Origin of the sequence: Venatorbacter sp. C2-1 (genome assembly GCF_022832715.1) — a bacterium.
GTDB lineage: Bacteria > Pseudomonadota > Gammaproteobacteria > Pseudomonadales > Oceanobacteraceae > Venatoribacter > Venatoribacter alkanivorans.
In genome coordinates this window covers 3,954,149-3,978,783 of record NZ_CP094879.1, presented here as the reverse complement: position 1 = coordinate 3,978,783, position 24,635 = coordinate 3,954,149, and the positions used below count along the sequence as shown (strand labels likewise).

The 24,635-nt window shown below is 51.1% G+C and carries 17 protein-coding genes and 1 tRNA gene; 9 read left to right on the top strand and 9 right to left on the bottom strand.

The genetic code is table 11. The features are described 5' to 3' along the window. Nucleotides 1-50 precede the first annotated feature (50 nt). From MT343_RS17890 to MT343_RS17875, 4 genes are all read right to left on the bottom strand, one after another. The gene (locus MT343_RS17890; RefSeq protein ID WP_145467915.1) at nucleotides 51-368 is read right to left on the bottom strand and encodes an antibiotic biosynthesis monooxygenase family protein; all 318 of its coding nucleotides are present in this window, start codon (nucleotides 366-368) and stop codon (nucleotides 51-53) included. A gap of 211 nt (nucleotides 369-579) precedes the next feature. After that, the gene (locus MT343_RS17885) at nucleotides 580-1,968 is read right to left on the bottom strand and encodes a TRAP transporter large permease (RefSeq protein WP_145467917.1); all 1,389 of its coding nucleotides are present in this window, start codon (nucleotides 1,966-1,968) and stop codon (nucleotides 580-582) included. Further along, complete coding sequence (locus MT343_RS17880; RefSeq protein WP_145467919.1) at nucleotides 1,958-2,497, bottom strand: TRAP transporter small permease subunit; 540 nt, start codon at nucleotides 2,495-2,497, stop codon at nucleotides 1,958-1,960. The genes MT343_RS17885 and MT343_RS17880 overlap by 11 nt, the downstream gene beginning before the upstream one ends. 62 nt (nucleotides 2,498-2,559) lie before the next feature. Continuing rightward, nucleotides 2,560-3,609, bottom strand: coding sequence for a TRAP transporter substrate-binding protein (locus MT343_RS17875; RefSeq protein ID WP_145467921.1), 1,050 nt, complete (start codon nucleotides 3,607-3,609; stop codon nucleotides 2,560-2,562). Between the two features lie 285 nt (nucleotides 3,610-3,894). On the opposite strand from MT343_RS17875, the gene MT343_RS17870 reads away from it, so the two are divergent. After that, nucleotides 3,895-7,377, top strand: a complete 3,483-nt coding sequence (locus MT343_RS17870; RefSeq protein WP_186435844.1) for a hybrid sensor histidine kinase/response regulator — start codon at nucleotides 3,895-3,897, stop codon at nucleotides 7,375-7,377. Between the two features lie 59 nt (nucleotides 7,378-7,436). Here the strand turns inward: MT343_RS17870 and MT343_RS17865 are convergent, their stop codons facing one another. Together MT343_RS17865 and MT343_RS17860 are read right to left on the bottom strand one after the other, a co-directional pair. Then, the gene (locus MT343_RS17865) at nucleotides 7,437-8,207 is read right to left on the bottom strand and encodes a hypothetical protein (RefSeq protein WP_222428508.1); all 771 of its coding nucleotides are present in this window, start codon (nucleotides 8,205-8,207) and stop codon (nucleotides 7,437-7,439) included. 106 nt (nucleotides 8,208-8,313) lie between these two features. Beyond that, on the bottom strand, nucleotides 8,314-8,925 hold the full coding sequence (locus MT343_RS17860) for a response regulator transcription factor (protein ID WP_145467926.1): 612 nt from the start codon (nucleotides 8,923-8,925) through the stop codon (nucleotides 8,314-8,316). Nucleotides 8,926-9,235: 310 nt separating this feature from the next. Between MT343_RS17860 and MT343_RS17855 the strand changes: the two genes are divergently transcribed. From MT343_RS17855 to MT343_RS17825, 7 genes are all read left to right on the top strand, one after another. Continuing rightward, complete coding sequence (locus tag MT343_RS17855; RefSeq protein ID WP_145467928.1) at nucleotides 9,236-10,330, top strand: DcaP family trimeric outer membrane transporter; 1,095 nt, start codon at nucleotides 9,236-9,238, stop codon at nucleotides 10,328-10,330. Between the two features lie 250 nt (nucleotides 10,331-10,580). Next, the gene (locus tag MT343_RS17850) at nucleotides 10,581-12,272 is read left to right on the top strand and encodes an extracellular catalytic domain type 1 short-chain-length polyhydroxyalkanoate depolymerase (RefSeq protein WP_145467930.1); all 1,692 of its coding nucleotides are present in this window, start codon (nucleotides 10,581-10,583) and stop codon (nucleotides 12,270-12,272) included. A 180-nt stretch (nucleotides 12,273-12,452) separates the two neighbouring features. Then, nucleotides 12,453-14,045, top strand: coding sequence for an acyl CoA:acetate/3-ketoacid CoA transferase (locus MT343_RS17845; protein WP_243989428.1), 1,593 nt, complete (start codon nucleotides 12,453-12,455; stop codon nucleotides 14,043-14,045). Between the two features lie 24 nt (nucleotides 14,046-14,069). Then, nucleotides 14,070-14,852, top strand: a complete 783-nt coding sequence (locus tag MT343_RS17840) for an SDR family oxidoreductase (RefSeq protein ID WP_145467932.1) — start codon at nucleotides 14,070-14,072, stop codon at nucleotides 14,850-14,852. A gap of 80 nt (nucleotides 14,853-14,932) precedes the next feature. Next, nucleotides 14,933-17,020 carry a 3-hydroxybutyrate oligomer hydrolase family protein gene (locus tag MT343_RS17835; protein ID WP_145467934.1) on the top strand — a complete coding sequence of 696 codons (2,088 nt, stop codon included), beginning with the start codon at nucleotides 14,933-14,935 and terminating at the stop codon, nucleotides 17,018-17,020. Nucleotides 17,021-17,169: 149 nt separating this feature from the next. Further along, nucleotides 17,170-17,246: transfer RNA gene (locus MT343_RS17830), tRNA-Arg, on the top strand. Between the two features lie 520 nt (nucleotides 17,247-17,766). Further along, nucleotides 17,767-19,026, top strand: a complete 1,260-nt coding sequence (locus MT343_RS17825; RefSeq protein ID WP_145467936.1) for a leucine-rich repeat domain-containing protein — start codon at nucleotides 17,767-17,769, stop codon at nucleotides 19,024-19,026. A 53-nt stretch (nucleotides 19,027-19,079) separates the two neighbouring features. Here the strand turns inward: MT343_RS17825 and MT343_RS17820 are convergent, their stop codons facing one another. Continuing rightward, complete coding sequence (locus MT343_RS17820; protein ID WP_145467938.1) at nucleotides 19,080-19,952, bottom strand: metal-dependent hydrolase; 873 nt, start codon at nucleotides 19,950-19,952, stop codon at nucleotides 19,080-19,082. Nucleotides 19,953-19,993: 41 nt separating this feature from the next. Beyond that, nucleotides 19,994-20,839 carry an SDR family NAD(P)-dependent oxidoreductase gene (locus tag MT343_RS17815; protein WP_145467940.1) on the bottom strand — a complete coding sequence of 282 codons (846 nt, stop codon included), beginning with the start codon at nucleotides 20,837-20,839 and terminating at the stop codon, nucleotides 19,994-19,996. Between the two features lie 228 nt (nucleotides 20,840-21,067). Here MT343_RS17815 and MT343_RS17810 point away from each other — a divergent pair, with 228 nt between their 5' ends. Further along, nucleotides 21,068-22,315, top strand: coding sequence for a PucR family transcriptional regulator (locus tag MT343_RS17810; protein WP_145467942.1), 1,248 nt, complete (start codon nucleotides 21,068-21,070; stop codon nucleotides 22,313-22,315). A 459-nt stretch (nucleotides 22,316-22,774) separates the two neighbouring features. Here the strand turns inward: MT343_RS17810 and MT343_RS17805 are convergent, their stop codons facing one another. Then, nucleotides 22,775-24,508: an ATP-binding protein gene (locus tag MT343_RS17805; RefSeq protein ID WP_222428512.1), complete on the bottom strand. Its 1,734-nt coding sequence runs from the start codon at nucleotides 24,506-24,508 to the stop codon at nucleotides 22,775-22,777. Nucleotides 24,509-24,635 lie beyond the last annotated feature (127 nt).

Here is a 24,635-nt window from a genome sequence, read left to right as displayed (position 1 = left end):
TCCCGCTGAGCGGCTCAGAGTGAACATTTTTACTGTTACCTGATGCCGCATTACATTCCGTATTCTCGTTCCACTCTTGCTATCCGCACCCGAAATCTGCAATACCATTGCCCGCGGCCAAGGCGTTGTGCTTCTTTATGATCGGCGTCGTTCTTCCAGCGATGGATAGCCTCAAGACTGTCCCAGTACGATACCGTAATACCCAGACCTTCCCTTGCGTATTCAATACCAAGAAACCCCGGCTGCCTTGCTGCTGCTTCAATCATGCGTGCAGCCATCTCAGCGTAACCGTTATCTCCTTCGGTGCGGTGACTGCTGAAAATAACAGCGTAGTAGGGTGGCTCGGGTGTTTGGACGATTTCCGGCATAACAGACTCCTGCGTATGTAATATTCACTGTTGGGACAGTAAACACATGACGGTAATGTGCGCCTGCAGGAAAGTAAATATCATGGAATGGGCAGCAGCGTCTGTTGCTGATTGCTTGTATTGGAGACTGTTCAGGGTTTTCTGGAAGGAAAGATTTAAAAGATTGGTATATCCCCGGAAGCCAAAGGCTTCCGGGGATAGCAGCGTCGGCTTACTGACCGTAAACCATGGCCGGGAACCAGTTCACCAGTGACGGGAACATAATCAGCAGTGTCAGGCCCAGTAACTGCAGTACGATAAACGGAATAACACCACGGTAAATTGTGCCGAGTTTGATTTCTGGCGGGCATACACCCTTCAGATAAAACAGTGCAAAGCCAACCGGTGGTGTCAGGAAGGATGTCTGCAACGTCACAGCAACCAGCATAACAAACCACACCATAATCGGCTGATCAATTACTCCATAGCCATTAATAGAAATTTCCAGAGCATTAATTACCGGAGCGACCAGCGGTAATACGATCAGTGTAATTTCAATCCAGTCGAGTACAAAACCCAGAAGAAAAACAATGCCCAGCACAAACAGAATGATGCCATAAGGGCCAAAGGGCAAAGAGGTCAGGAAAGATTCAATATACTCATCACCACCCAGCTCGCGCAGCACCAGTGCAAACATGGTTGCACCAATAAAGATCGCAAAAATGTAACCACTGACGCTGAAAGTATTGTGCAGGCATTCACGCACCACATTGATACTCAGACGGCCGTTATGCCAGGCCAGAAGAATCGCGGCGGCGGCACCAACAGCAGACGCTTCGGTTGGCGTTGCTATACCGGTAAAAATACTGCCCAGCACTGCAATAATCATCAGCAGTGTGGGGAGCACGGAACGCATAACGTTAACCCAGACTCTCCATGTTACCGGCTGTACATCTTCTGCCAGTGGCATGGAATGCGGGCGGATGATGCCCCAGCCCAGCACATAGACAATATACAGTACGCCCAGCAGAAGACCGGGGACGACGGCTCCCATAAACAGATCGCCGACAGACAGTGCCAGCTGATCCGCCATAATAACCAGCATAATGCTGGGCGGAATCAGAATGCCCAGTGTACCGGCGCTGGCAACGGTACCAACGGCAACGGTTTTACAGTAGCCCTGTTTGAGCATGGCGGGTAGTGACATTACCCCCAGCAGCACAACAGAAGCACCGACAATACCGGTAGAGGCGGCCAGAATAATCCCGATCAGAATAACAGTAATAGCCAGACCGCCACGTACCCGGCCAAATAATTCCTGAAAGGACTGCATCAGGTTTTCTGCCGCGCCGGATTTATCCAGCATATTTCCCATAAAAATAAACATGGGTAGCGCAACCAGAATCCAGTTGTCCATGATCTTATAAATACGGCTGACGACCAGGCCGATGGAATTAAAGTCGATACCTATCATGGTATCGAGATACATGTCGCTCATATACGCCAGAGCGGCAAACAATGTGCCGACACCACCCAGAACCCAGGCAATAGGAAATCCGGAAAATAGCAGAAGGATAAAGCTGGCGAACATCGCCACTATCAGAATTTCATTAATTTCCATGGTTATTACCCCGTATCAGTAATACAGACTCGCGATACAGATGGTTGATAAAGGTAAGCATCATCAGGCCGACTGAAACAGGGATCATCGACTTGATCAGCCAGCGCCAGGGCAGACCGGCAGGGGCGAGAGAGCGCTCATTGATGCGCCAGGATTCGGCAACAAAATCCAGACTGTGAATAAACACGACGAACAGAAAAGGCATCGCCAGTAACAGAATTCCGGCTATTTCAGTCATGCTTTTTGCTCTGGCAGAAAAACGTGCCTGCAGGACATCTACCCGTACATGACTGTTGGTCGCCTGTGCGTAAATAACACCAAAAAGTACGCCAATGGCATACAGGTGCCATTGCAGTTCTTCCAGTGCAATCAGACCGGCGCTGAAACCACGGCGCAGGGTTATCTGCAACAGAATAACGGCAATAAGAATGGCGTATACCCAGGACAGATATTCGCAGCTTTTACGTAATACACGATCGACCGCATCCGCCAGCAGCACGGTCGAAGGTGGCCGGAGATCATTATTCATAACATTACCCGTTTAAAAACAGAAATACCGGCACAGGGTTCTGTGCCGGTTTAAGGCAGGATTCAGTCGCGGTTGATAAAGGCGCGGCTTGACCAGAGTTTGTAGTTGTCGCGGAAATTTTTCAGATCGTCATAAACCACGGCAAAGGTCGGGTCTTTACGCTGTTCCTGAACCACCTCTTCCCATGCGGAACGGAACTGATCCATCATTTCTTTTGGCCAGGTACGGATTTCTACACCACGAACTTCGGCATTTTTCTTCATGGCTTCAAACTGAATGTACTCAGATTCCGCTACGGAATTGGTTACGGATGCCTTACAGGTTGTGGAAATCTGTGCGCGCTGGCTATCGCTCATGCCGTTCCAGGTATCTTTGTTGATCAGCAGTTCGAATACCGTGGCCTGCTGATGCCAGCCAGGGAAGTAGTTATATTTGGCCACTTTATAGAAACCCAGCTTTTCGTCGATGGCTGGCTGTGAGAATTCGGTGGCATCAATTGCGCCTTTTTCCAGAGCACCAAAAATCTCACCACCCGGAATCAGAGAGGTGGAGACTCCCAGTTTCTGCATCACTTCGCCGCCAAGGCCGTAGAAACGCATATTCAGGCCTTTAAGATCATCGACGCTGTTTACCGGTTTTTTAAACCAGCCGGATGTTTCCGGACTGATCAGGGCACAGGGCTCAACGTGTACGTTGTAGCCGCCGTCATCGTACATTTTCTGGTACAGCTTCAGACCATTGCCGTAATACATCCACGCGGCAAACTCCGGAGCTTCAGGGCCGAACGGAATGGTAGAAAAGATTGCAGCAGCCGGCATTTTTCCTGCCCAGTAACCGGCAATAGAATAACCGGAGTTCACTTTACCGCTGGACACTGCATCCAGAATCTCCAGTGGCGCAACCAGTTTTCCCGGCTCGTAAATTTTCATTTTAATCTGACCGCCGGATACCAGAGGCAGCTGCTCAGATACCCAGGTGATCGGGGTTCCAAGGGCCGGCAGGTTGGAGCCGAAAGCAATGGGTGTTTTCAGTAATACAGGTTTTGCATGAACCGCAGCGGCACAGAGTACAAGAGCGGAAGCCGTCAGTAATGGCTTGATCATGGTTTTCATATCAGACTCCGGATTTATTATTTTCCTTTAATCTGAAAAGTCAGTTATCTGACAGATCAGGATTAAAAAAACTATATGAACCGGTTGGCTTTCACTCCATCCTTCTTTGGTAGGGACAATTAAAATAAGTGCAATACCTACTAAAGTAGGTGGCAGGCAGTCAGATATCGCCATGCACAAAAAAATACGGAAATAGTCAGCCATAATTGTCACTATATCTGTGACGAAACGCCGGGCCTGTTATATGGTGCAGGGGCGGACTGAAAGAATAAGATGAGGTGCCACTTGATCGATTATCTGAGCAGTATATGGCTGGTTGGTCTTATTTCTTTGGCTTATGTGGGTTTTCTGTTTGTTCTGGCTATTCTGGGTGACCGTATCCGGAAATCTTCATGGCAGCCCTATGTATACAGCCTGACTCTGGCAATATTCTGTACTACCTGGGCCTTCTATGGAACGGTTGAGCAGACCGTTCGGCATGGCTGGCTGCTGGCACCAACCTACCTGGGCGCTATTGTTTTAATTACCGTCGGCTGGAAAATTCTTGATCGTATTATTCAGATTGCCCGGCAGGAAAACAGCACCACCATATCGGATTTTATTTCAGCACGCTTTGGTCATAGCCGTGGACTGGCTGTACTGATTTCGGTACTCAGTATTCTTGGTATAGTGCCTTATATTGCCCTGCAGCTTAAGGCGGTATCGGGAAGCTTTCAGATTATTACTGACACCACCTCTGTTCAGCTCAGCTGGTACAGCGATCCGACACTGTTTATTGCCGCCGTTATGGCCATTTTCAGTATTCTGTTTGGTACCCGCACAGTGGACTCGAGTGAAAGCCATCAGGGCATGATGCTGGCTATTGCCTTTGAATCGCTGGTGAAATTATTTGCCCTGAGTGCCGTGGGTATTTTTGCGGTTTATGGTTTGTATGATGGCTTCGGCGATCTGTTCAGCAAAGCATTAGCCAATGAACACCTGCACGAAGTACTGACTACCTATGAGAACCCAAGCGTTTATCTTACCCATGCCCTTATCGGTGGTATTGCGATTATTGCTTTGCCGCGCCAGTTTCACGTCGCTGTGGTGGAGTACCGCAGTGAGCAGGATTTAAAAACAGCACGCTGGATGTTTCCGCTGTATTTGTTGCTGATTAACCTGTTTCTGCTGCCGCTGGCACTGGCTGCATTTATGCACGGCGATGTGCTGGAATCCTTTAACTTTATTACTTTACAGCTGCCACTGGCATTTGGTCAGACTGAACTGGCCACCTTTGCCTATGTTGGTGGCTTGTCGGCCGGCACCTCGATGGTGATTATTGCCTCTATCACCCTGGCCACCATGATCTGTAACGAAATCATTATTCCATTGCTGATTAAGCTGCGTCTGCAGGGCGACTCGCGGGATATTAAAGAACGTGTACTGAATATCCGCCGCATTGCCATTGTTATTGTTATGGCTTTTGCTTTTGTTTATTACCGTATGCTGTCGCAGTTCCATAGCCTGTCGGAAATCGGTCTTCTGTCGTTTACCGCTATTGCTCAGTTTGCCCCTCCGATTCTGATTGGTCTGATATGGCAGGGAGCGAACCGCATGGGCGCTTATGCCGGTTTGCTGAGTGGATTTCTGTTGTGGTTCTACTGTTTGTTCTTACCTGTATTAGCTAATGCAGGCTGGGTTCACAGCGGTTTTATGGATGGCCCTTTCGGGCTTGAGTTTTTACGTCCCCAGGCATTGCTTGGCTTTGATAATATGAACCCGGTGGTGCATGGAACATTCTGGAGTCTGATGGCCAATACCCTGGCTCTGGTAATATTCTCGCTGTATTACAAACCGGGTTTCTCTGATATCGAGCAGGCGCAACGCTTTGTTGAACCTTTTTCCGGGCAGCGCAGTGCTGCTCCACGGCGTTATGCAATCCGTACCGATGATCTTAAAGCACTGCTGCAGCGCTTTATTAATCCGGCAAAAATCGATGCCCTGTTTAAAGACTTTTCCAATCCGGTAACCGGGCGGCTGATTACCCGTGGCGTGGTCAGCGAATCGATGCTGAAAGCGGCCGACCGCTTACTCAGTTCTGTGCTTGGTCGGCGTGGCTCCGATTTGCTGTTGCACAATCTGGTGGATGATAAATCGCCGCAATTCGCCCACCTGAACAGCCTTATGGAAGAGGTGAGCGAAGTTGTACTGTTTAACCGCGACCTGCTTAACTCCGTGCTGCACAGTCTGGTGCAGGGCATTACTGTCGTCGATGAAAATCATAACCTGGTGGCCTGGAATCAGCGCTTTGCCAATCTTTATGATTTTCCCCCGGGTTATTTATACGTAGGGCTTTCTGCAGAAATGGTGGTGCGCTTTATTGCCCGCTCCGGTGGTTATGGTGAAGGTGATGTGGAAGCTCAGGTGCAGATGCGCATGAGCGAGATTGAAAACCGAATGTCGCTGCATTATGTACGCCGCGCCGCCGATCGCCGTTATATTGAATTAATCGGTAACCCGATCTCAACCAACCTGTATATCACGGTATACAGTGATATTACCGAATACCGCAATATTGAAGATGAGTTGCGTAAGGCCAACGAAATTCTGGAAGACCGGGTTGAGGAACGGACGCAGGAGCTGACGGCTCTTAATGCTGACCTGCAGCGTGCCAACCGTAATAAAACCCGCTTTCTGGCCGCAGCCGGTCACGATCTGGTACAGCCGCTGAATTCGGCGTCGTTATTTTCTGCATCCATCATCAATAAGTTACAGAAAGCCGCAAGCCGCTGTCCGGAACTCAGCACCGATATTCTGCCGGTAGCACAGAATATGGAACACTCACTCAGCTCTGCGGAATCACTGCTGAATGAGTTGCTGGAAATATCCAAACTGGATGCCGATATTGTGCGTGCCAATGTGCAGATATTCCGCCTGTCTTCCGTATTACGCTCGTTGGTTGAAGAATTCCGGCCGTTATTTCAGCGCAAAGGTATTGAGTTACGTTTTATTGATTGCCAGCTGATGGTCGAATCAGATCCTGTACTGCTACGCCGTATTCTGCAGAACCTGCTGGCCAACGCATTACGCTATACCGACCGTGGCCGTGTGCTGATCGGCGTCCGCCGCAGTCGTGATCATGTGCGCCTGCAGGTACTGGACAGTGGTCGTGGTATTCCGCCGGATGACCTGCATATGATTTTTGAAGAATTTCACCGGGTCGAAAGTCAGGGAGATAATGGCAGTAAGGGGCTGGGCCTGGGGCTGTCGATTGTGCAGCGTATGTGCAAACTGTTACAGCACCCGATTCAGGCGCAGTCTGAACTTGGCCGTGGCAGTGTCTTCACAATGGCTATTCCTATTACTGAGCAGCTGCCTGAGCCGGAAACTCCTGCCGCAGCACAGGTCAGTTTATCGACGGATCAGCTGATTCTGTGTATTGATAACGAGCGGCAGATTACCGAAGGTATGAGCGAGCTGCTCTCTGACTGGGGATATCAGGTTGTGGCCGCAATTAACGACGAAGAAGCGTTACAGAAGCTGCAGGGGCGTACTCCGGCATTGGCGATTGTTGATTATCATCTGGACTTTGGTAAAACCGGACTGGACGCTATGGCCGCACTGCAACCACACTGGCAGCAGCCGGTACCTTGTCTGGTCATTACCGCCGACTATACCGATGACGTAAAAGAGCGCATTCAGGCGCTGGATTATCAGCTGCTGAAAAAACCGGTTAAGGCGATGGCGTTGCGTGCGGTGTTAAATCAGATAATGGGGTATAGGGAGTAATTCGTCGAAGAAGGGGTCTGCTTTCTTGCCGATCTACATCCGCGAGATTTAACGGACAACTAATGTGCAGGTATCTGACCGACACTCTGGTTACGAAAAACTTCTCGTACGGCATCTACTAAGCCATACACCAGAAGCGAATTTTGTACACGGGCCTCGGGGTGCGAATACATAATGACTGGTTTTTGCTCCGCGTTAAGGAACCATTTGATACCTCTCGTGGTTTCCAGAACCTCCACATCATCGAGTCCCAGAGCCCAACGTAAATCCCATCCAGTTCCGCAACAAATCGTAAGATCCGCTTGATACAAGGCATACTGTTCGCGTATGCATTCACGATCTTCGGCAACCACTGCTTGAAAGCTCGCCCGCTCAGTCGTGTGTCCACCTGGTGATTTTTTCATATTCATCGCGCATATGCGCGTCAGGACTGACTTCCGCTGATCTTCTGTCACGGATTTCAGATCCTTCCAGTGAATATCCAGCCCGGAGCTTTCAATGCAGCGAATCCAGCGTGTAATATTATCCCAACTTTGTGGACGGGCTCCGTTGCGAATAAATTCTCGCAAATCCCAGCCTCCGCCACTAAGGTCGTTAACCTCTTTTAGCACAAAGCAAAGTTTAAGGGGCGCGCTTAAGTAATCCTCTTCGCATACAACGCCATCGGCGACAAACCCCTTTCTGCTTCCCTTCCAACGCTCAAACAGAGCGGATTCTTCTTTAAGTATCGTCATACGCATCCTGGCATCAGAAAAGTTCATCAGGTGTTTCAGCCTGAAATAAGAAATCATCAGATCAGCGCCAACTCCGCCTTTGAACGGGAAGGCCATATCCACACAGATGGTATTATTTTGATTGGAGCAATGCTACTCGGCATTGGGTTTAGATACAGGAAGCTCTTTCTATAGACCAGATACACTTAGAGGGATCGGGTTTTCAGTCAGGAATCGCCAGCTCCTGCACAATCAGCGCGGCCTGAGTGCGGTTATTAATATTCAGCTTGCGGAAAATATCGCTGATATGGGATTTAACCGTGGTTTCTTTGATATTCAGCGCATAGGCAATCTGTTTGTTCAGTGCACCCTCGGCAATAAACTGTAATACGCGTAATTGCTGCGGTGTGAGCTGGCGCAGTTTTTCGGCCAGATCAGATTTCGTGTGGCTGAATTCGGGGAAGCTGATACCACCTGAAAAAATATGCTCAACGGCAGCGCGGATCTCCACTGGTGATGATGCCTTGGGAATAAAGCCCAGCGCCCCCATGCTGCGGATACTGCCGATAACAGACTGGTCTTCGCTGGCGCTGACAACAGCAACCGCCAGTTGCGGGTGCTCACTGCGTATACGCATTAACCCCATAAGGCCATTGTTGCCGGGCATTTTTAAATCGAGTAGCAACAGATCGGTATCGCCTGAGCGCAGATTTTCCTGAACCTGATCGAAAGTCTCACATTCGCTGATGTTGCAGGGTTCTTTCAGCTCGGCAAGCGCACCACGCAACGCTGTACGGAACAGCGGATGATCGTCCGCAATAAGTATCTGATACATGGGCCCGCCTTGTTTTTATCGTTATCCGGTTATGACTCTAACCGTCGTCCTGACCTGCAGGCAATACACTAACACCCCCTATACCTACTAAAGTAGGTTGTTTTGGTAACGAATTTTCAATGATAAGTACGGTCTGGCGCAGATTGGCATTTTCTGCTCATAAACCACAACAGTCCCTACTATTTTACGGGATACCCGTTACTTTCCCCGCCCTATATTAATCGTGCTCCGCAGGAATTACCTGCACTGTGCGGATACAGACTGGTTGTTTGTGATCCGTAATTTCACATCATCTAAAGGGTAGGAAGACATGATGCAAAATAACAATAAGGCCAACCGTCTGGCGCTGGCGGTATGTACTGCAGCTCTGTTTGGTGCGGTTGCCGCACAGGCGGAAGTTAAAACTGAAAATACCTTCAGCGGCTATGTAAAAGCAGACATGCTGTTTAATTCTGAAAATGACGCCACGGGTGGCTTGCGGGAGCAGGCGCTGCTGACACTGAATGCCGATGAAGCCGATGATGAAGAAGGCGATCTGTATATGTCAGCCTGGGAATCACGCCTGAATTTCACCTCAAAAAGCACCGGTACTCCGGTGGGTGATCTGAAAGCAGTGATCGAAGGCGATATGTATTCGGGCCCGAGCCAGAATGTGTTTAACCTGCGTCATGCCTATATGCAGCATAATAACCTGACCATCGGTCAGACCTGGTCCACCTTTATGGATCTGGGCGCGCTGGCGGAAACAGCTGATTTTGGTGGCCCCGCAGCACGTATTTTTACCCGTCAGCCCCTGATCCGTTACAGCATCCAGATGGGTGATGCGACTCTGGATCTGGCAGCAGAAAAACCGAAAAACTCCACAGACCCGGTAATGCCGGATCTGGTGGCTAAATACACCATGAAAACTTCTTTTGGACATCTGTCTGCCGGTGTTTTAGCACAGCAACTGAATGACGATACCGGCGTTAAAGACGATTCTGCGATGGCTCTTGCGGCGCGTTTTTCCGGACGGGTTAATCTGGGAGGCGATAACGTTAAATTTGCAGTCATCTCCGGTCAGGGTCTTGGTGGCTATATGAACTTTGGTGATGTAGCAGCCTATGATTTCTCTGGCGACAGCATTGAACTGTCGGAACAGACCGGATTTAAAGTCGCCTACCAGCATGTATTTACCGATACCCTGCGTTCTACTCTGCGCTATGCCCAGACCAGCAGCGAAATTGACGGTAAAGACATGGGTGATTTCAGCTCGGTACATGCCAACCTGATTTACAACCCATACAAGCCATTAAGCTATGGTGCCGAAATTATTTCTGCGACCAAGGCCAAGGCTGAAGGTAATGCTCAGACTGAAGACCGCAAACTCAGTCGTCTGCATCTGTTCGCCAAACTGGCATTCTGATGTTCTTTACTGAGCCGGGGATTTGTCTCCCCCGGCTCAGATTTTTCGCGCCCGTCGCATCCCCTGGCATTGTTTGTGTCAGCTCTCCTTCCTTATTCGCCAGGGGCTTTTTTACTGTGTTGTTCGCCGGATATGACCGGAGGAGAACCTACCAAAGTAAGATGTGCCTGCTGTCATCGCTTCCTAGTATGAAGTTACACCAAAGCTTTCTTTGTGTGCGCACCAATAAATATAACGATGGAGCAGAATCATGATTAAAAAAATAACCTGGTTTTATACCGCCGCCCTGTTACTGGGAGGCAGTATGCTGGCTGAAGCCGGAACCAGAACCGATTATACCTTTTCCGCTGAAAGCTACAGTGGTTCCAAAAATCGTCAGTACAGTGTGTATCAGCCGGATGGCCTGAGCAGTGCTGCGCCGATGGTAATGGCATTGCATGGCTGCAAACAGAATCAGAATGATGTACTGAACGACTGGGGGCTGACGGCAGCTGCTGACCGTTATGGTTTTATTCTGGTCACCCCTTTTATTACCCGTTACGACGGCCTGCGTAATGAAAACTGCTGGGGTTTCTGGTTCGATAACGAACGCCATCAGGGTGGTGGTGAAGTAGAAGATTTAAAACGTATTGCAGAAAGTGTTGAAGCGGATTACAGCATTGATCCGCAGCGCCGTTTTATTACCGGTCTTTCTTCCGGTGGTGCCATGACCGTTGTTGCAGCAACGGCACATAACGAATACTGGACTGCCGCAGCAACGGTTGCCGGTCTGCCTTATGGTGAAGATTCTGCTTCGGTATCGCTCAGCGGCCAGTGTCCGGGTTATGCCACGTTTCACTCGGTTGCACGGGTGGCTGAGGATATGCGCAACGAAATAGACAGTAACCGGGTTATTCCTCTGATGGTGCTGCAAAATGAAAATGACTGCACCGTGCTGGCCCAGGCTGGGCGTAATATCCGCGATGCCCACCTGCAGGTATTTGGTGCCAGCGGTTTTACTAATCCAACGGCAGCCTTGGCTGATAGCCAGGACTGTTCGCCGTACTACCAGAATAATTATGGCTGTGTACACAATACCTACACACTGGATGGCAGCAGTGGCAGTGCATCGGTAGTTGAAACGGTTTTTCTGAATGGCCCGGCGGCTACGCCCAACACTCAGGATACCGATCATGGCCATTACTGGGTTGGTGGTGAAGACGGCAATAACGGTAAGTGGTCGGTACGGGTCGGCCCCAGCTATCCGGATATTATCTGGGATTTCTTTAACCGCCAGACAGGTAATGGCGGTGGCACTACAGGTAAGCCGGTGTGTGTTATTTATGGCGATAATCCACAACAACTGAATCTGGGAGCCGTATTCAGTGATGCCGGTGCCGGCTGCAGTGATGCCAGTGGTACATTAACGGTTACTGCCACCTGCAATGTAAATACCGCCGCTGTTGGCGAATACCACTGCGATTACAGTGCAGAAAACAACGCGGGCAGTAAATCGGTACGCCGTATTATTACAGTGATTGACCCTGATGCACCTCTGGAAACCTGCAGCGAAATAAGCACCAGTCCGGCTGCGCATATCAGTGCCGGACGTGCGGTTGCAGGCGGCAGTTTCAGTCTGCGCGCTGTCAGTAATGGTGACCAGCAGGATATTGGTTACGCTTACGACAGCTGGGGCAGTGTTACCCTGACCGAAGGTGAAGCGGGGCTTTGGTATGCACAAAAACCGGCAGCCTGTAATGGTACGTCTGACCCCGATCCGCAACCCGATACCTGCGATGACTGGTACAGCACTAACCTTGCACACCAGCAGGCCGGGCGTGCGTATTACAGCATGGGGTATTACAGCACTGGCGGAAATGATTCTCTGGGAGCGGTATCCGGTGTGTACACCTGGGTTAAATCAGGCAGCGCTGGTGTGTATCAGGCTGGCCGTTGTAATTAATTTTTCATAATAAAAAAGGCCGGGCAGTAATATGTCCGGCTTTTTTATGACTTTATTTTTCATTTATTTTCGCTGGTCGTACCAAAGTACGGTATTTATCAGTATTGCCGGAAACTAGAATTCAGTGATGTTGCAGAGCGTTATTTTTCTGCCATTTTTCAGTTTTCCGGAGTCTTTATTGTGTCCTATCAGGATTTTCCGAAACTTATCAGTGCCACTGAAGCGGCTGCTCTTGTGCAGGATGGCGATACGCTGGCGACCTCCGGTTTTGTGGGTATCGGTTTTCCGGAGAAGCTTGCCATCGCTCTGGAAAAACGTTTTTTGCAGGAGCACTCCCCTCAGTGGCTGACGCTGGTCTATGCCGCAGGACAGGGGGATGGTAAAGAAAAAGGGCTGAACCATTTTGCCCACGAAGGATTGGTCCGGCGGGTTATTGGTGGTCACTGGGGTCTGGTTCCGGCGCTGGGAAAACTGGCGGTGGAAGGAAAAATCGAGGCTTACAATTTACCGCAGGGCATTATTTCGCATTTATACCGTGATATCGCTGCCGGAAAACCTGGCCTGCTGAGCCGGGTTGGTCTGCATACCTTTGTCGATCCGCGTCATGATGGTGGACGTATTAATGCCAATAGTCCGGAATCTCTGGTGCAGCTGCACTGCATCGGTGAAGAAGAATTTCTGTTTTATAAAAGCTTTCCTATTACCGTGGCATTTTTACGCGGCACCACTGCCGATGCGCGCGGCAATATCACCATGGAAAAAGAAGCGCTGCCACTGGAAAGTCTGGCGCTGGCACAGGCAGTACGTAACAGCGGTGGCAAAGTGATTGTGCAGGTTGAGCGCCTGACATCGCAGCACCGGCTGCATCCGTCGCAGGTGGTTATTCCCGGTATTCTGGTCGATCACATTGTGCTCGCCAGTGGTGATCAGCATTTTCAGACCTTTGCTGAATTTTATAATCCGGCCTATAGCGGTGACGTGCGTGTGTCGGATCATCTGCCCAGCGATGAACTCAGTATCCGCAAAATTATTGCCCGTCGCGCGGCGCTGGAATTACGTGATCAGGCAGTGGTGAATCTGGGCATTGGTATGCCGGAAAGTGTGGTGCGGGTGGCCAGCGAAGAAAAGGTTTTAAACCAGCTGACGCTCACCATTGAGCCCGGTGGTATCGGTGGCCTGCCCGCCGGCGGTTTAAGTTTTGGTGCGGTCGCCAATGCTGAGGCGGTGGTTGATCAGCCGGCGCAGTTTGATTTTTATGATGGCGGAGGTCTGGATCAGGCCTTTCTTGGTCTGGCCGAAGCCGATGCCTGCGGCAACGTAAATGTCAGTCGTTTTGGCTCACGCCTGGCGGGTGCCGGCGGCTTTATTAATATCAGCCAGAACACCCGCGAAGTGTTTTTCCTCGGCAGTTTTTTTGCCGGCGGTGTGCAACCGCAGATTCATCATGGCGAGGTTGATTGCCAGCGCAGTGAAGGGCTGGGCAAGTTTGTCAGCCAGGTACAACACCTGACTTTTAACGGTGCTTATGCACTGAGCCGGAATCAGCGTGTGCTGTATATCACCGAGCGCTGTGTATTCCGCCTGCAGCGTGCAACCGATGGTACAGCGCGGCTGGAATTATGTGAGCTGGCGCCGGGCGTTGATCTCGAACGCGATGTACTGCGCTTTCTGCCATTTACCCCATTAATTGCTGATGACCTGCGACCGATGCCGGCAGCGATTTTCCGTTCGCAGCCTATGCGTCTGCAGCTGCGGCCAGCAGTACGCAGTTAATAATTACCTGATAAAGGAGAGCTCATGAATATTGCCAATGCAGTGGTTGCTATTACCGGCGGCGCCCAGGGACTCGGTCTGGCGATGGCCTGCCGTCTTGTTGCCCGCGGTGCCCGTGTCGCATTGCTGGACGTAAATGCCGACAAGCTTAGCGAAGCGCTTACCCATTGTGCGGCAGCCGCGCAGGAGCATGGTTACAGCACGGATTGCTGTGCGGCGTATCCGTGCAATGTGGCGGACGAACAACAGGTAGAAAATGCCTTTGCCGCTATCGTGCGCGACTTTGGTCAGCTGGATGCGCTGGTGAATAACGCCGGTGTTTTGCGCGATGGTCTGCTGCTGAAAGTACGTGATGGCGAGGTAACGGAACGCCTTAGTCTCAGCCAGTGGCAGACGGTTATTGACGTTAATCTGACCGCGCCTTTTCTCTGCACCCGTGCGGCGGCCACACAGATGGTTGGCCAGAAGCGGGGCGGCTGCATCGTTAATATCTGCAGTATTTCCATGGCCGGCAATATGGGGCAATCGAATTACTCGGCGGCCAAGGCCGGACTGGCGTCGATGACGGTGGTATGGGCGAAAGAACTGGCCCGTTACAACGTGCGTGTCTGTGGTATTGCACCGGGGTTTATTGCTACAGATATGACCGCGCATATGAAACCGGAAGCGCTGGAAAAAATGACCCGTCAGATTCCGCTGCAGCGTATGGGCGAGGCTGATGATATTGCCCACACGCTGCAATATCTGCTGGAAAATGAATATATCAGTGGCCGCATTGTCGAGGTTGATGGCGGTTTGCGCCTCTGATTTCGCCGTACCGTTTATACCCGGCGGAGGTGCTGTCCCGGCGGGTATCCGGAAAACAATAAACACAACGGAGATTGCCTATGTTTGCCCGATACCCCATTCACCTGCTGACCCTCACCGGTGCTGTTCTGCTGGCCTCCTGTGGCGGCGATGACAATAACACCCCATTTAATATCCGCCCGGATTTTATTCAGGGCACATTGACGGCGGTGGAATACGATGGCGTCAGTGATGATCTGCTGACCGCCGGCCTTGGCGTCAGTGGTTTACAGGGTGCTGCACCGGCCTATGCCGACGCGCAACATCCGACGGCCGCAGAGCTGCGCCGTAAAGCCATTTACAGCAATTACCGCGCGCTGCTCGATACCACCACCGAAGGCGGCTTCGGGCGATTGTACGGCCCTAATATTTATCGGGGAGAAGTGCAGGCCCACGGCGGAAAAATCGCCGGTAAAGAATACGTTTTCCTCACCGACAGTGGCGACGGTGTGCAGCGTAACGTGACCGTTGCCGTGCAGATTCCTGCCAGCTTTGATCCGCATAATGCCTGTCTGGTGGTGGGCGCTTCATCCGGTTCGCGTGGGGTATACGGGGCCATCGGCACCTCGGCCGAATGGGGGCTGAATAACGGCTGTGCGGTAGCGCTGACCGATAAAGGCACCGGTAACGGCGCACACGATCTGGACTCCGATACCGTGATACTGGCCGACGGTACCCTGGCCAGTGCAACGGCAGCTGGTACGGCCTCGCACTTTACCGCCAGCGATGCCGGGCTGGATGATTTCAGTGCCACTTATCCTGCCCGTGTGGCTTATAAACACGCGCACTCTGGTGCCAACCCGGAAAAAGACTGGGGATTGTTTGTGCTGCAGGCAGCTCAGGCCGCGATGTACGTGCTGAATCTGCCGGAGAATTTCGGCCGTGAAAATGACGCCGGTAAAAACCTGCAGGTGTTGCGCCGCAACAACACGCTGGTGATTGCCGCCAGTGTATCCAACGGTGGTGGGGCTTCACTGCGTGCCGCAGAACTCGACAGCAGCGGCCTGATCGACGCTGTGGTGGTATCGGAACCTAATGTACAGCCAGCTCAGGCGTTGGCTACCGGTTACAGTGTGCAGCAGGGCAGTTATCAGTGGAATCAGCTTGGCCGCAGCCTGTACGACTACACCAGCCTGCTCAGTGTGCTGCAGCCCTGCGCCAGTGTGGGTGCCGATGCTGCCGCCGTGGGCAGTGGCAGCGTTGCCCGTTGCCATGCGCTGCAGAGTGCCGGTCTGATCAGCGGTGCCGACGATGCCGAACTGGCAGCCGATGCACAGCAGCAGCTGCGCGATTACGGCCTGGTGCCGGAACAGGATTTTACCCAGCACGCCAACAGCACCATCAAAGTGCCGCAATCCATTGCCGTTACCTACGCCAATGCTTATGGCCGCTTTGGTGTAAGCGATAATCTGTGCGACTTCTCAATGGCATTTGGGCCCCTGGCGCCGACTTCCGCCACCACCACCCAGCTGGCCGACCTGTTTGCCTCAGGCAACGGTATTCCACCAACCGGCGGTATCGTGCTGATCGACAATAAAACCGGCAGCGAAGATCGCGCCGCCAGTGCCGACCAGAACCTCGCCGGACACCTGTGCCTGCGCGATCTGGCTTCAGGAGCTAACGCTGCTGACGAGACCAAAGCCCAGCGTGTAGCGGCCGGTATCGCCGAAGTAAGCGCTGACCCGCGTAAGCTGAACGTACCGACGGTCATTGTGCATGGGCGTGCCGATGCCATTATTCCGCTGAATCATTCATCACGGCCGTACTTCGCCATTAACCAGAGTCTGGGCAGCAAAGCCAATAACGACCTGCGCTATGTCGAAGTGCTCAATGCCCACCACCTCGACCTGCTGAATGGCCTGTTTCCGGGTTATAAAACCCGCTACGTCGGCCTGCATTATTACTTTGGCCAGGCACTCGACCAGATGTATGCCCACCTGCGTAACGGCAGCCCGTTGCCCGGTAATCAGGTGGTTGCCACCACACCACGGACCGATGCTGCCGACCTGCTGACCACCGCCAACCTGCCAGCCATGCAGGCTGCAGACAACGTAAGCAGTGACTGCCGTATTCAGCTGGATGGCAAGACCCTCACCATCCCGGCCGGCTGCGGTAACCCGGCGCTGTAATGAAGGCGCTGTAATGACCGCGGCAGAGCGCTGATAACCGCCGCTCTGCCGCTTGTTTTGCCGCACCAGCTCCACCTATGGAGCCGCCCGAAAAAAACGTATACAATGCGGGCACTTACGACCTGAGCCTCAAGTTGCTCATACGTAAACCGCCCGTAGCTCAGCTGGATAGAGCGCTGCCCTCCGGAGGCAGAGGTCAGAGGTTCGAATCCTCTCGGGCGGGCCATTAAATAAAAAAGGCTCCTGAATCTGTGTGTATAAAACGCACAGATTCAGGAGCCTTTTTTATTTACCGCCAGACGGAGAGACTTGGTTCGGACTCTCAGGTTCGACAAATTGCCGGGAGCAATTTGGTCCGCCGCAGGCGCCCGCAGGGACGAAGGCAGGATGCCTGTGTGACAATCGTGTGAGTTTGCGAACGGAGGAGCTTGCGACGACGGTCATCCTCTGGGCCATTTAAAGAAACCGACGTCATGTCGGTTTTTTTATGCCCGCACGAGACGGACGAGACAAATCTGCCGGGAGCAGATTTGAGCTAAGCCCGCAGGGTGAGTATCAGGACGATACGAACAACCTCTGATAGGTTCGGCTCGTAGCGAGCCTGCGAGCGGAGAGAACGGAGAAGCTTGCGACGACGGTCATCCTCCAGATACTCCCTATAACTGATACCTTTATTGATTAGTCTGTGATGCCTGTATGGAAATCCCATATACTGCGTGAAATATGCCTCCGGTAATGGATTTCAAATGAGTCATTTGTACGACCAGTTTTCTGACAATATTTTCTATGCCAATACACTTTCTGGCGCAGACCCGGACGACGTCAAAGCGTTGTATGTTGCTTATCATGCCGAGTGCGTCGACCTCAGTGCTTATACCGGGCTGAATTATTTATCGTATGCTTTTTCTGTAATTGATTGTGCTGGTCTGGCACTACAGCAGGAGCTTCGGCACTTTAGCTGCAGCAATTCATCACTGAGTAAAAAGCAGGGGCTTATCAGCCTGTTGCAAGCCAACCGCTCGCTGGCAGAACTGACGATCAACCAGCTGTCTCTGCCTGCGGAAGACGCAGCGCTGATATCCGGTTTTGCCGAGCTGCGCTATCTGACGGTCAGTGATACGGCAATGACGGCTGTTCCTGGCTGCTGGTCATTGCTGTCGCAGCTGCAGGAGCTGACTCTGGAAGCACAACCACTCACGCAGTTGCCGGATGAGCTGGAAAGTCTTGCAGCCCTTACCGCGCTGTCGTTGAAACAGTGCCGGTTCAGCGAGGTGCCTGGTGTTATTGGTCAGCTGAGTACGCTGAAAACGCTGGATCTCAGTGATAATCCGATCCGAGAGTTGCCTGAAAGTATGGCTAGGCTGACTGCTCTTGAGGAAATCGATCTGTCGGGGTGTCAGTTGGCCAGTTTGCCGGAGTGGCTGACCGATCTGCCGGCATTAAAAAAGGTGAATGTCAGAAACAATCCATTCACCGATCTTCCGCCAGCGCTTAAAAAATTAAAGTCGAAGCTTAAAATCGATCTTAAAGATAAAGCCTTATACGACAGCAGTGCGCGGGAAAAACTGATGCAAAAGTCCGGGCTGGTATCCGTATTTGCTGATTTTGGTTTCAAACTAATGGTGATTCAGAAACTGATGTATGAAGACAAAACCCTGAGGCCGGCTTTTGATATCTGGGAGTTTGTCAAAAAACCGGAAAACGCTCATATGGATCCTGATAGTGAACAAGCCCGTCAGGTGATGCCAGAGGTCAGAGATTATTTCCAGAAGCTCGGTATTCCCCAGCATTTGTTAGCCGATATCACTGAGCTTTGTGCAGATGGTGGTGATGACATTTACAGCCAGTTGGCTCCGCACTGGAGTGGCAGCGAAGACTATTTTGATATGCACTCTGCGCAGGACATTCGTCACCTGCCGAAGCTTAAAGTGATTGAGTCTCCCTTTTTAACAACTTCATTTTGTGATGAAGCGGATACCTTTGATGTTGAAGTGATTGCGCTTTAAATTCAGCCCCGGAGCAAATCTCCGGGGCTTCAGACTCCATTCCTGAGTTCTCCTCAATACGCCGCCGCCAGCAACGCATCACAGGCCTGATGCGGGTTGCCGGTTGAGTCGTATACCCGAACCCACTCACCGTAGTTGTGAATTACCGGAATATCTTCCGGGTGGAAGCTCGGCTTAAAGTACATTAAAAGCTTTGGCAGCATGGATGACAGGATACCTTTGCGGCCATACATCCAGTTCAGGTTTTTAATAAACATCATGCGGCGCTGGAACCAGTTATAGCCATCGGTTTTCAGCAGTACATCGGCGTAGTCAAACATCACTTTGGTGGTGTGGCGGGTGGCGATTACCATTGCCGTACAGCGTTTGATATAACCAACTTTAGCGACGGTTTTCATTACGTTGAAGGCCACCGAGCGATGCTCCATTTCTTCAATCGCATGCCAGGCCAGCAGGGCGCGCATTTTCGGATGAATGTCGGCGGTTACTTCTTTGCGTGAGAAAAAGGTTTCTGCCAGCAGTGCGGTAAAGTGTTCGTAGGCTGCAGTCAGCGCTAGATTAAATTCGTCGGAATACTTTTTCTGATCTCTTTTAATGTATTCCTTAAGCTCATTCAGAATAGTTTCCATCGGCATGCCCTGTGCCGCCAGCAGATCATTGAATTTGGTATGGGCAATACCGTGCTGCGCTTCCTGCATGGTGAATTCTTTTACATCGTGCTGCAGTTTCGGGTCGGTAATGCGGTCGCGGAAGGCGCGCACGCTGGAAATAAAATAGCGCTCACCATCGGGAAAGCTGAGCTGCAGTGCATCCATTACGCGGGTTCTGAACGGGTCGTTGCCATTCCAGTATTTCGGGAAGTCGGCGTCCAGACCGAAGTCGATATCTTTGCGCGCTTCAATGCTTGGCTGAAATTTTTTATTCATAATGTCTCCCTGTTTAACAGATGCCATTGGTTATTTTTCTGTCAGCTTCGTGGTGAGGATGTGGAGTATTGTTCGAGCACCGCGTAGTGCTCCGGGTCGCGCATATCGCCCATTTCGCGGTGCAGTATGCGGTTGCGCAGTTTCAGTGGCAGCAAAGTAAGGAAACGCAGCAATGATGACTGATAACCAAAGATCATGCGTTGCTTACCGCTTTGGATGCCTTTAATTACTTCGCGTACGGCAAACAGCGGATCGGTTTTCAGATATTTTTCTTCGAATTCTGCGCCGTTTTTCGAATGTTTGGCGATATTGGTTTTAATACCACCAGGATGCACCAGATGTACTGAAATGGGTGTGTCGGCGAGCTCAACCATGAGAGATTCGGTAAAACCGCGTATGGCAAATTTAGAGGCGCAATAATCACTGGTGCCAGGCGTTCCTAACAGGCCAAACACGCTGGAAACATTCACCACTGCACCTTCCTGATTGGCCAGCAACTGTGGCAAAAAAGCTTTGGTGATATACACCACGGCAAAGAAGTTCACCTGCATGGTGGTGTGATACTGGCCATTATCCTGCACCCAGACCGGTGCGCCGCCACCGCCGATACCGGCGTTGTTAATAATGATGTGGGCATTACCCAGCTCGCGTTTTACCTTACCCGCAAAGTCCGTCACGCTCTCTTCGGCAGCAATATCCAGCACTTCACTCAGGCTGTTTTTACGGGTGATGGCCTTCACCATGTTGTGGGTTTCAGCCAGTTGTTCGGCGTTGACATCGGTGATGGCAACCAGTGCGCCGAGGCGGGCAAATTCCAGTGCGTATTCCCGTCCCATACCGGATGCGGCGCCGGTAATCACAACCACTTTGTCGGTAAAATTTTTCACGGTTTGGCCTCTTATTATTGTTTGCCATTACACGTCTGCGCGCGTCTGCTGGTCTGTACTGCAGCACCTGCAGGCATCAGAACGCCGGGCAGATGGCCGCCAGTCTGATCCGGCTATTCGCTGAGTCTGGTCATCTTATGAACGGAACTCCGGCTCATCAATGTACAAAACAACACTGATGTGGGTATATTTGGTGCACTTTGCACAGGCAGTAACAATGGAGACCTTATGAAACTGGCCGTCAGTAGCCGGCAGCGCTGGCCCAGCGTATCGCCACGGATTCTTGAGCTGATGCGCACCGGCGCAGAGCTGGCGCTGCAACTGGCGACCAGTCCTGAGGTTCTGGACGAGCTCGAAGGCGGCAACTTCAAAACGGTGGGGGCAGAGACTCAGTACGTTGACCCGCTGTTATCGGCCCGTCAGCGGCGTGCTATCCGTGCCGGCACCATTCACTGGCTGAACGCCATCATCGAACGGCCCGATCAACCGGTCAGTGCTTTTCTGGTGGAAGAGGCGGTGCTGGGGCTGAGTGAAATTTTTTCGACTCAGGCTGCTCAGGTGCTGCTCAGTAATGCGCGCTCGGTGCAGGATATTGCCTGGCAATACTGGATGAAAATTGTTTTCCAGCTGACTCAGGACCCGCTGGAATTGCAGCAACTGCTGGAGATTTCTTCGGTATCAATCAACACCTTTATTGATGACAGTCTGCAGCTTGGTATCCAGCGTATGAAACAGGATGCAGAGGCGCGTAAAAGCGGCCAGCTGGAAGAACAGCGCGAGCTTATTTCGCAGATTGTGGCCGGCGAGGCGATGGACCTGGCCGCCGCCGAGCGGCTGCTGAATTATCCTTTTGCGCAGACTCATCACAGTGCCATTATCTGGAGTGAGGAAATTGATACCGAAATTTCCGATCTGGAGCATCTGGCCACTGCGTTTCAGAAAGCCTGCCAGCAAAAAACCTCATTAAAAATCATCGTCAGCCCATCACTGATCTGGGTGTGGGCGGCAGCAGAATTTCCGGTGAACGAAAAAGTGCTGGAAATGGCGTTAAAGAAAAAAGAAAACATCCGCATCAGTTATGGCGAAGGCGGCAACGGCGTGGATGGTTTTCGCCGTTCGCATCTGGATGCACAGGCGGCGCAGCGGGTTCTGGGGCGGTTAAAATCCAACGTGCAGCTGGTGAGTTACGACCGTGTGCGTTTAATGGCTTTTTTATCCAAGGATGCAAAATCCATTCAGCATTATTCCGGGCATGTACTGGGCGAGCTGGCGCAGGCACCGGCGGCGGTGCGCCAGTCATTGCACGCTTTTCTGGAGTGCGGCTGTAATGCTACTGAAGCGGCAAAACGACTGCACACCCACCGCAACACCTTATTAAGACGGCTGGCAAAAGCCGAAGATATGCTGCCACGGCCGCTGGCCGAAAACCGTATTCAGGTGGCGGTGGCGCTGGAGGCCCTGTACTGGATTTTGTAAATGCACGCTGCCATTTTCTGAACAGGGCGTGGCAGTGGAGCCCCATTTACCCCTGACCAGGGCCTGTCGACACTAATTGAATAGGCCCTGCTGAGAGCTAGTTTTTCTCAGAACAAGGAGAGAGGAGTGATATTGTCAGGAACATCCATGTTCCTGACCCTGCGGGCTTCGCGCCCATCTGCTCCGGGCAGGTGGGTAGCGGGCTAAATGAATGACGAACGACGACGTTAATGGGGAAAACTGGCCTCAGCCCGAAGGGTTATGGCTAAAAATTCCTCATCCTGCGTTGCTGTTCGCTCGCTTAACCCGTTACCAATCTGTCTGGAACAGATTGGCGTGCCAACCCCGAAGGGGTGAAGCACAGGGATGTGCTGAACATCCCACACTCTCAGCGCCTTGCCTGTGAAATTTTTAGCAGATAACAGGCCTGTCTAATTAGTGTCGACAGGCCCTAGGGTTTCAGGCTCCGGTTTCAGGTTCAGACTTTCGCACAGACTCGGGGGTAAAGCTGAAATAGACGCCGGTTCCCCCTTCGTTACGTCGTTTAATTTCCGCATTGCCGGAAAGCTGATAAGCCCGCTCCTGAATAATCGCCATGCCATAATGGTTACGCTTTTCCGGATCAGTATTGATACCGATGCCATCGTCTTCGATTTCCAGCGTTACTTCTTGCTGGTCATTACTGCAAAGGCTGATGTGTATGTTTTTGCCATGAGAGTGATGGATGGCATTCTGGCTGGCTTCGCGGATTATCTGTAATAAATGAATTTCTTCCTGAGGTGATAAGGGGATATTAAAAATATCGTAGTTCAGGGATATTTCCATATTGGATTGCTCGTGGAACTGATCTACGGTTTTCTGCAGCGCATCAAGTAATCCTTTACCGTCGACTTTAAGGCGGAAGGTTGTCAGCAGTTCGCGCAGTTGCCGGTAGGCAGAATCCAGACCCTGTTTAAGTTCAGCAGAGACATCCATCATTATTTCAAAGTCAGAACTGCCGATGGCACGGTTAAGGCGGGTTACCTGAATTTTCAGATAAGACAGAGCCTGAGCCAGAGAGTCGTGCAGTTCACGGGCGATAACGTTACGTTCTTTCATCAACGTAATCCTGCGGATGTTTTCCTCTTCACTCTGCAGGCTCATTGCAATAGCAAACAGATTGGCAACGGAGGTAAACAGATCACGCTGCCAGCGCAGCAGTGACTCCGGATGACTGTTCAGTACCAGAACACCATAGTCTCTGCTTTCTCTTGAGATCGGGAAGTTAATCTGGGATGCATTGTCGGTAGTTTGCGTCAGGCAGTCTCGGCAATTGCGTGAGCGGCAGTCATCATCCAGCTCTTTACTGCCATTAATCTGCAGATATGGAATATCCCCGCTTTCCGTCAGCAGGCAGAGTTCAATATTGTCGATACCTGTTACTACGGAAAGCTCTTTCAGGATGTTATTAAAATCTTCTTTCCTGATTTCATGGGTACTGGTTCGTCTGGCCAGATTGTAGAGAAAGCTGAGCGTTTTATTGCTGTTCTGCAGCTCGGCTGTTTTCTCTTCAACCTGTTTCTCCAGCGATTCATACATATAAGAAATGGCTTTGCACATATGTTCAAAAGAACGGGAAAGCACACTTAATTCATCGGTACCTTCCGGTGGTGATATATTGCAGGAAAAATCACCACGGCTGATCTGGCGGGCGGTATTGGTCAGCTCACTCAGCGGTACGGTAAAGCGCAGATGTATCCAGTAGATAACAATGGCAGACAGAATCACGGTAATAAAAAACGCAATAATCTGGAAAGTTCTTAACGTCCGTATTTTTCCTTCGGCGTTATGCTGAATAATCAATACCAGGCGGTTCAGGTCATCAACAAAGGCATGAACAAGATTTAATTTTTCTTCAGCTTCTGTTTCTGAATCACTGACTTTATCGGCCAGTAATATTCCCCGCTCACCCAGCTCGTTAAAGAACTCTGTTGATTCGGCATTTCTGACGACATTTTTCATTATTGGGTTATTGAAAATACTGCGGATAATTTCTTTATTGTCATTCACCGCTTCGGGGTCTATCAGCAGTCGATAGCTGTGCATCCGTAAAGAGCCTGCACTGTTAATAGCATAAGCATCATTATCGGTCTGATCTGAGAGCCAGTAAGAAACCAGAATTGTTGATATCGCCATCAGAATAATGGCGCTCATTGCGAGATTGATCCGGGTAATAACCGATGTCTGTTTCATAGTTTGAAAACGGTAAATACGACTGAAAGGTTATCTTACCTGCAGTATGTACTCAGGGATATGGCTGTTATTACCGAACTATATGCGA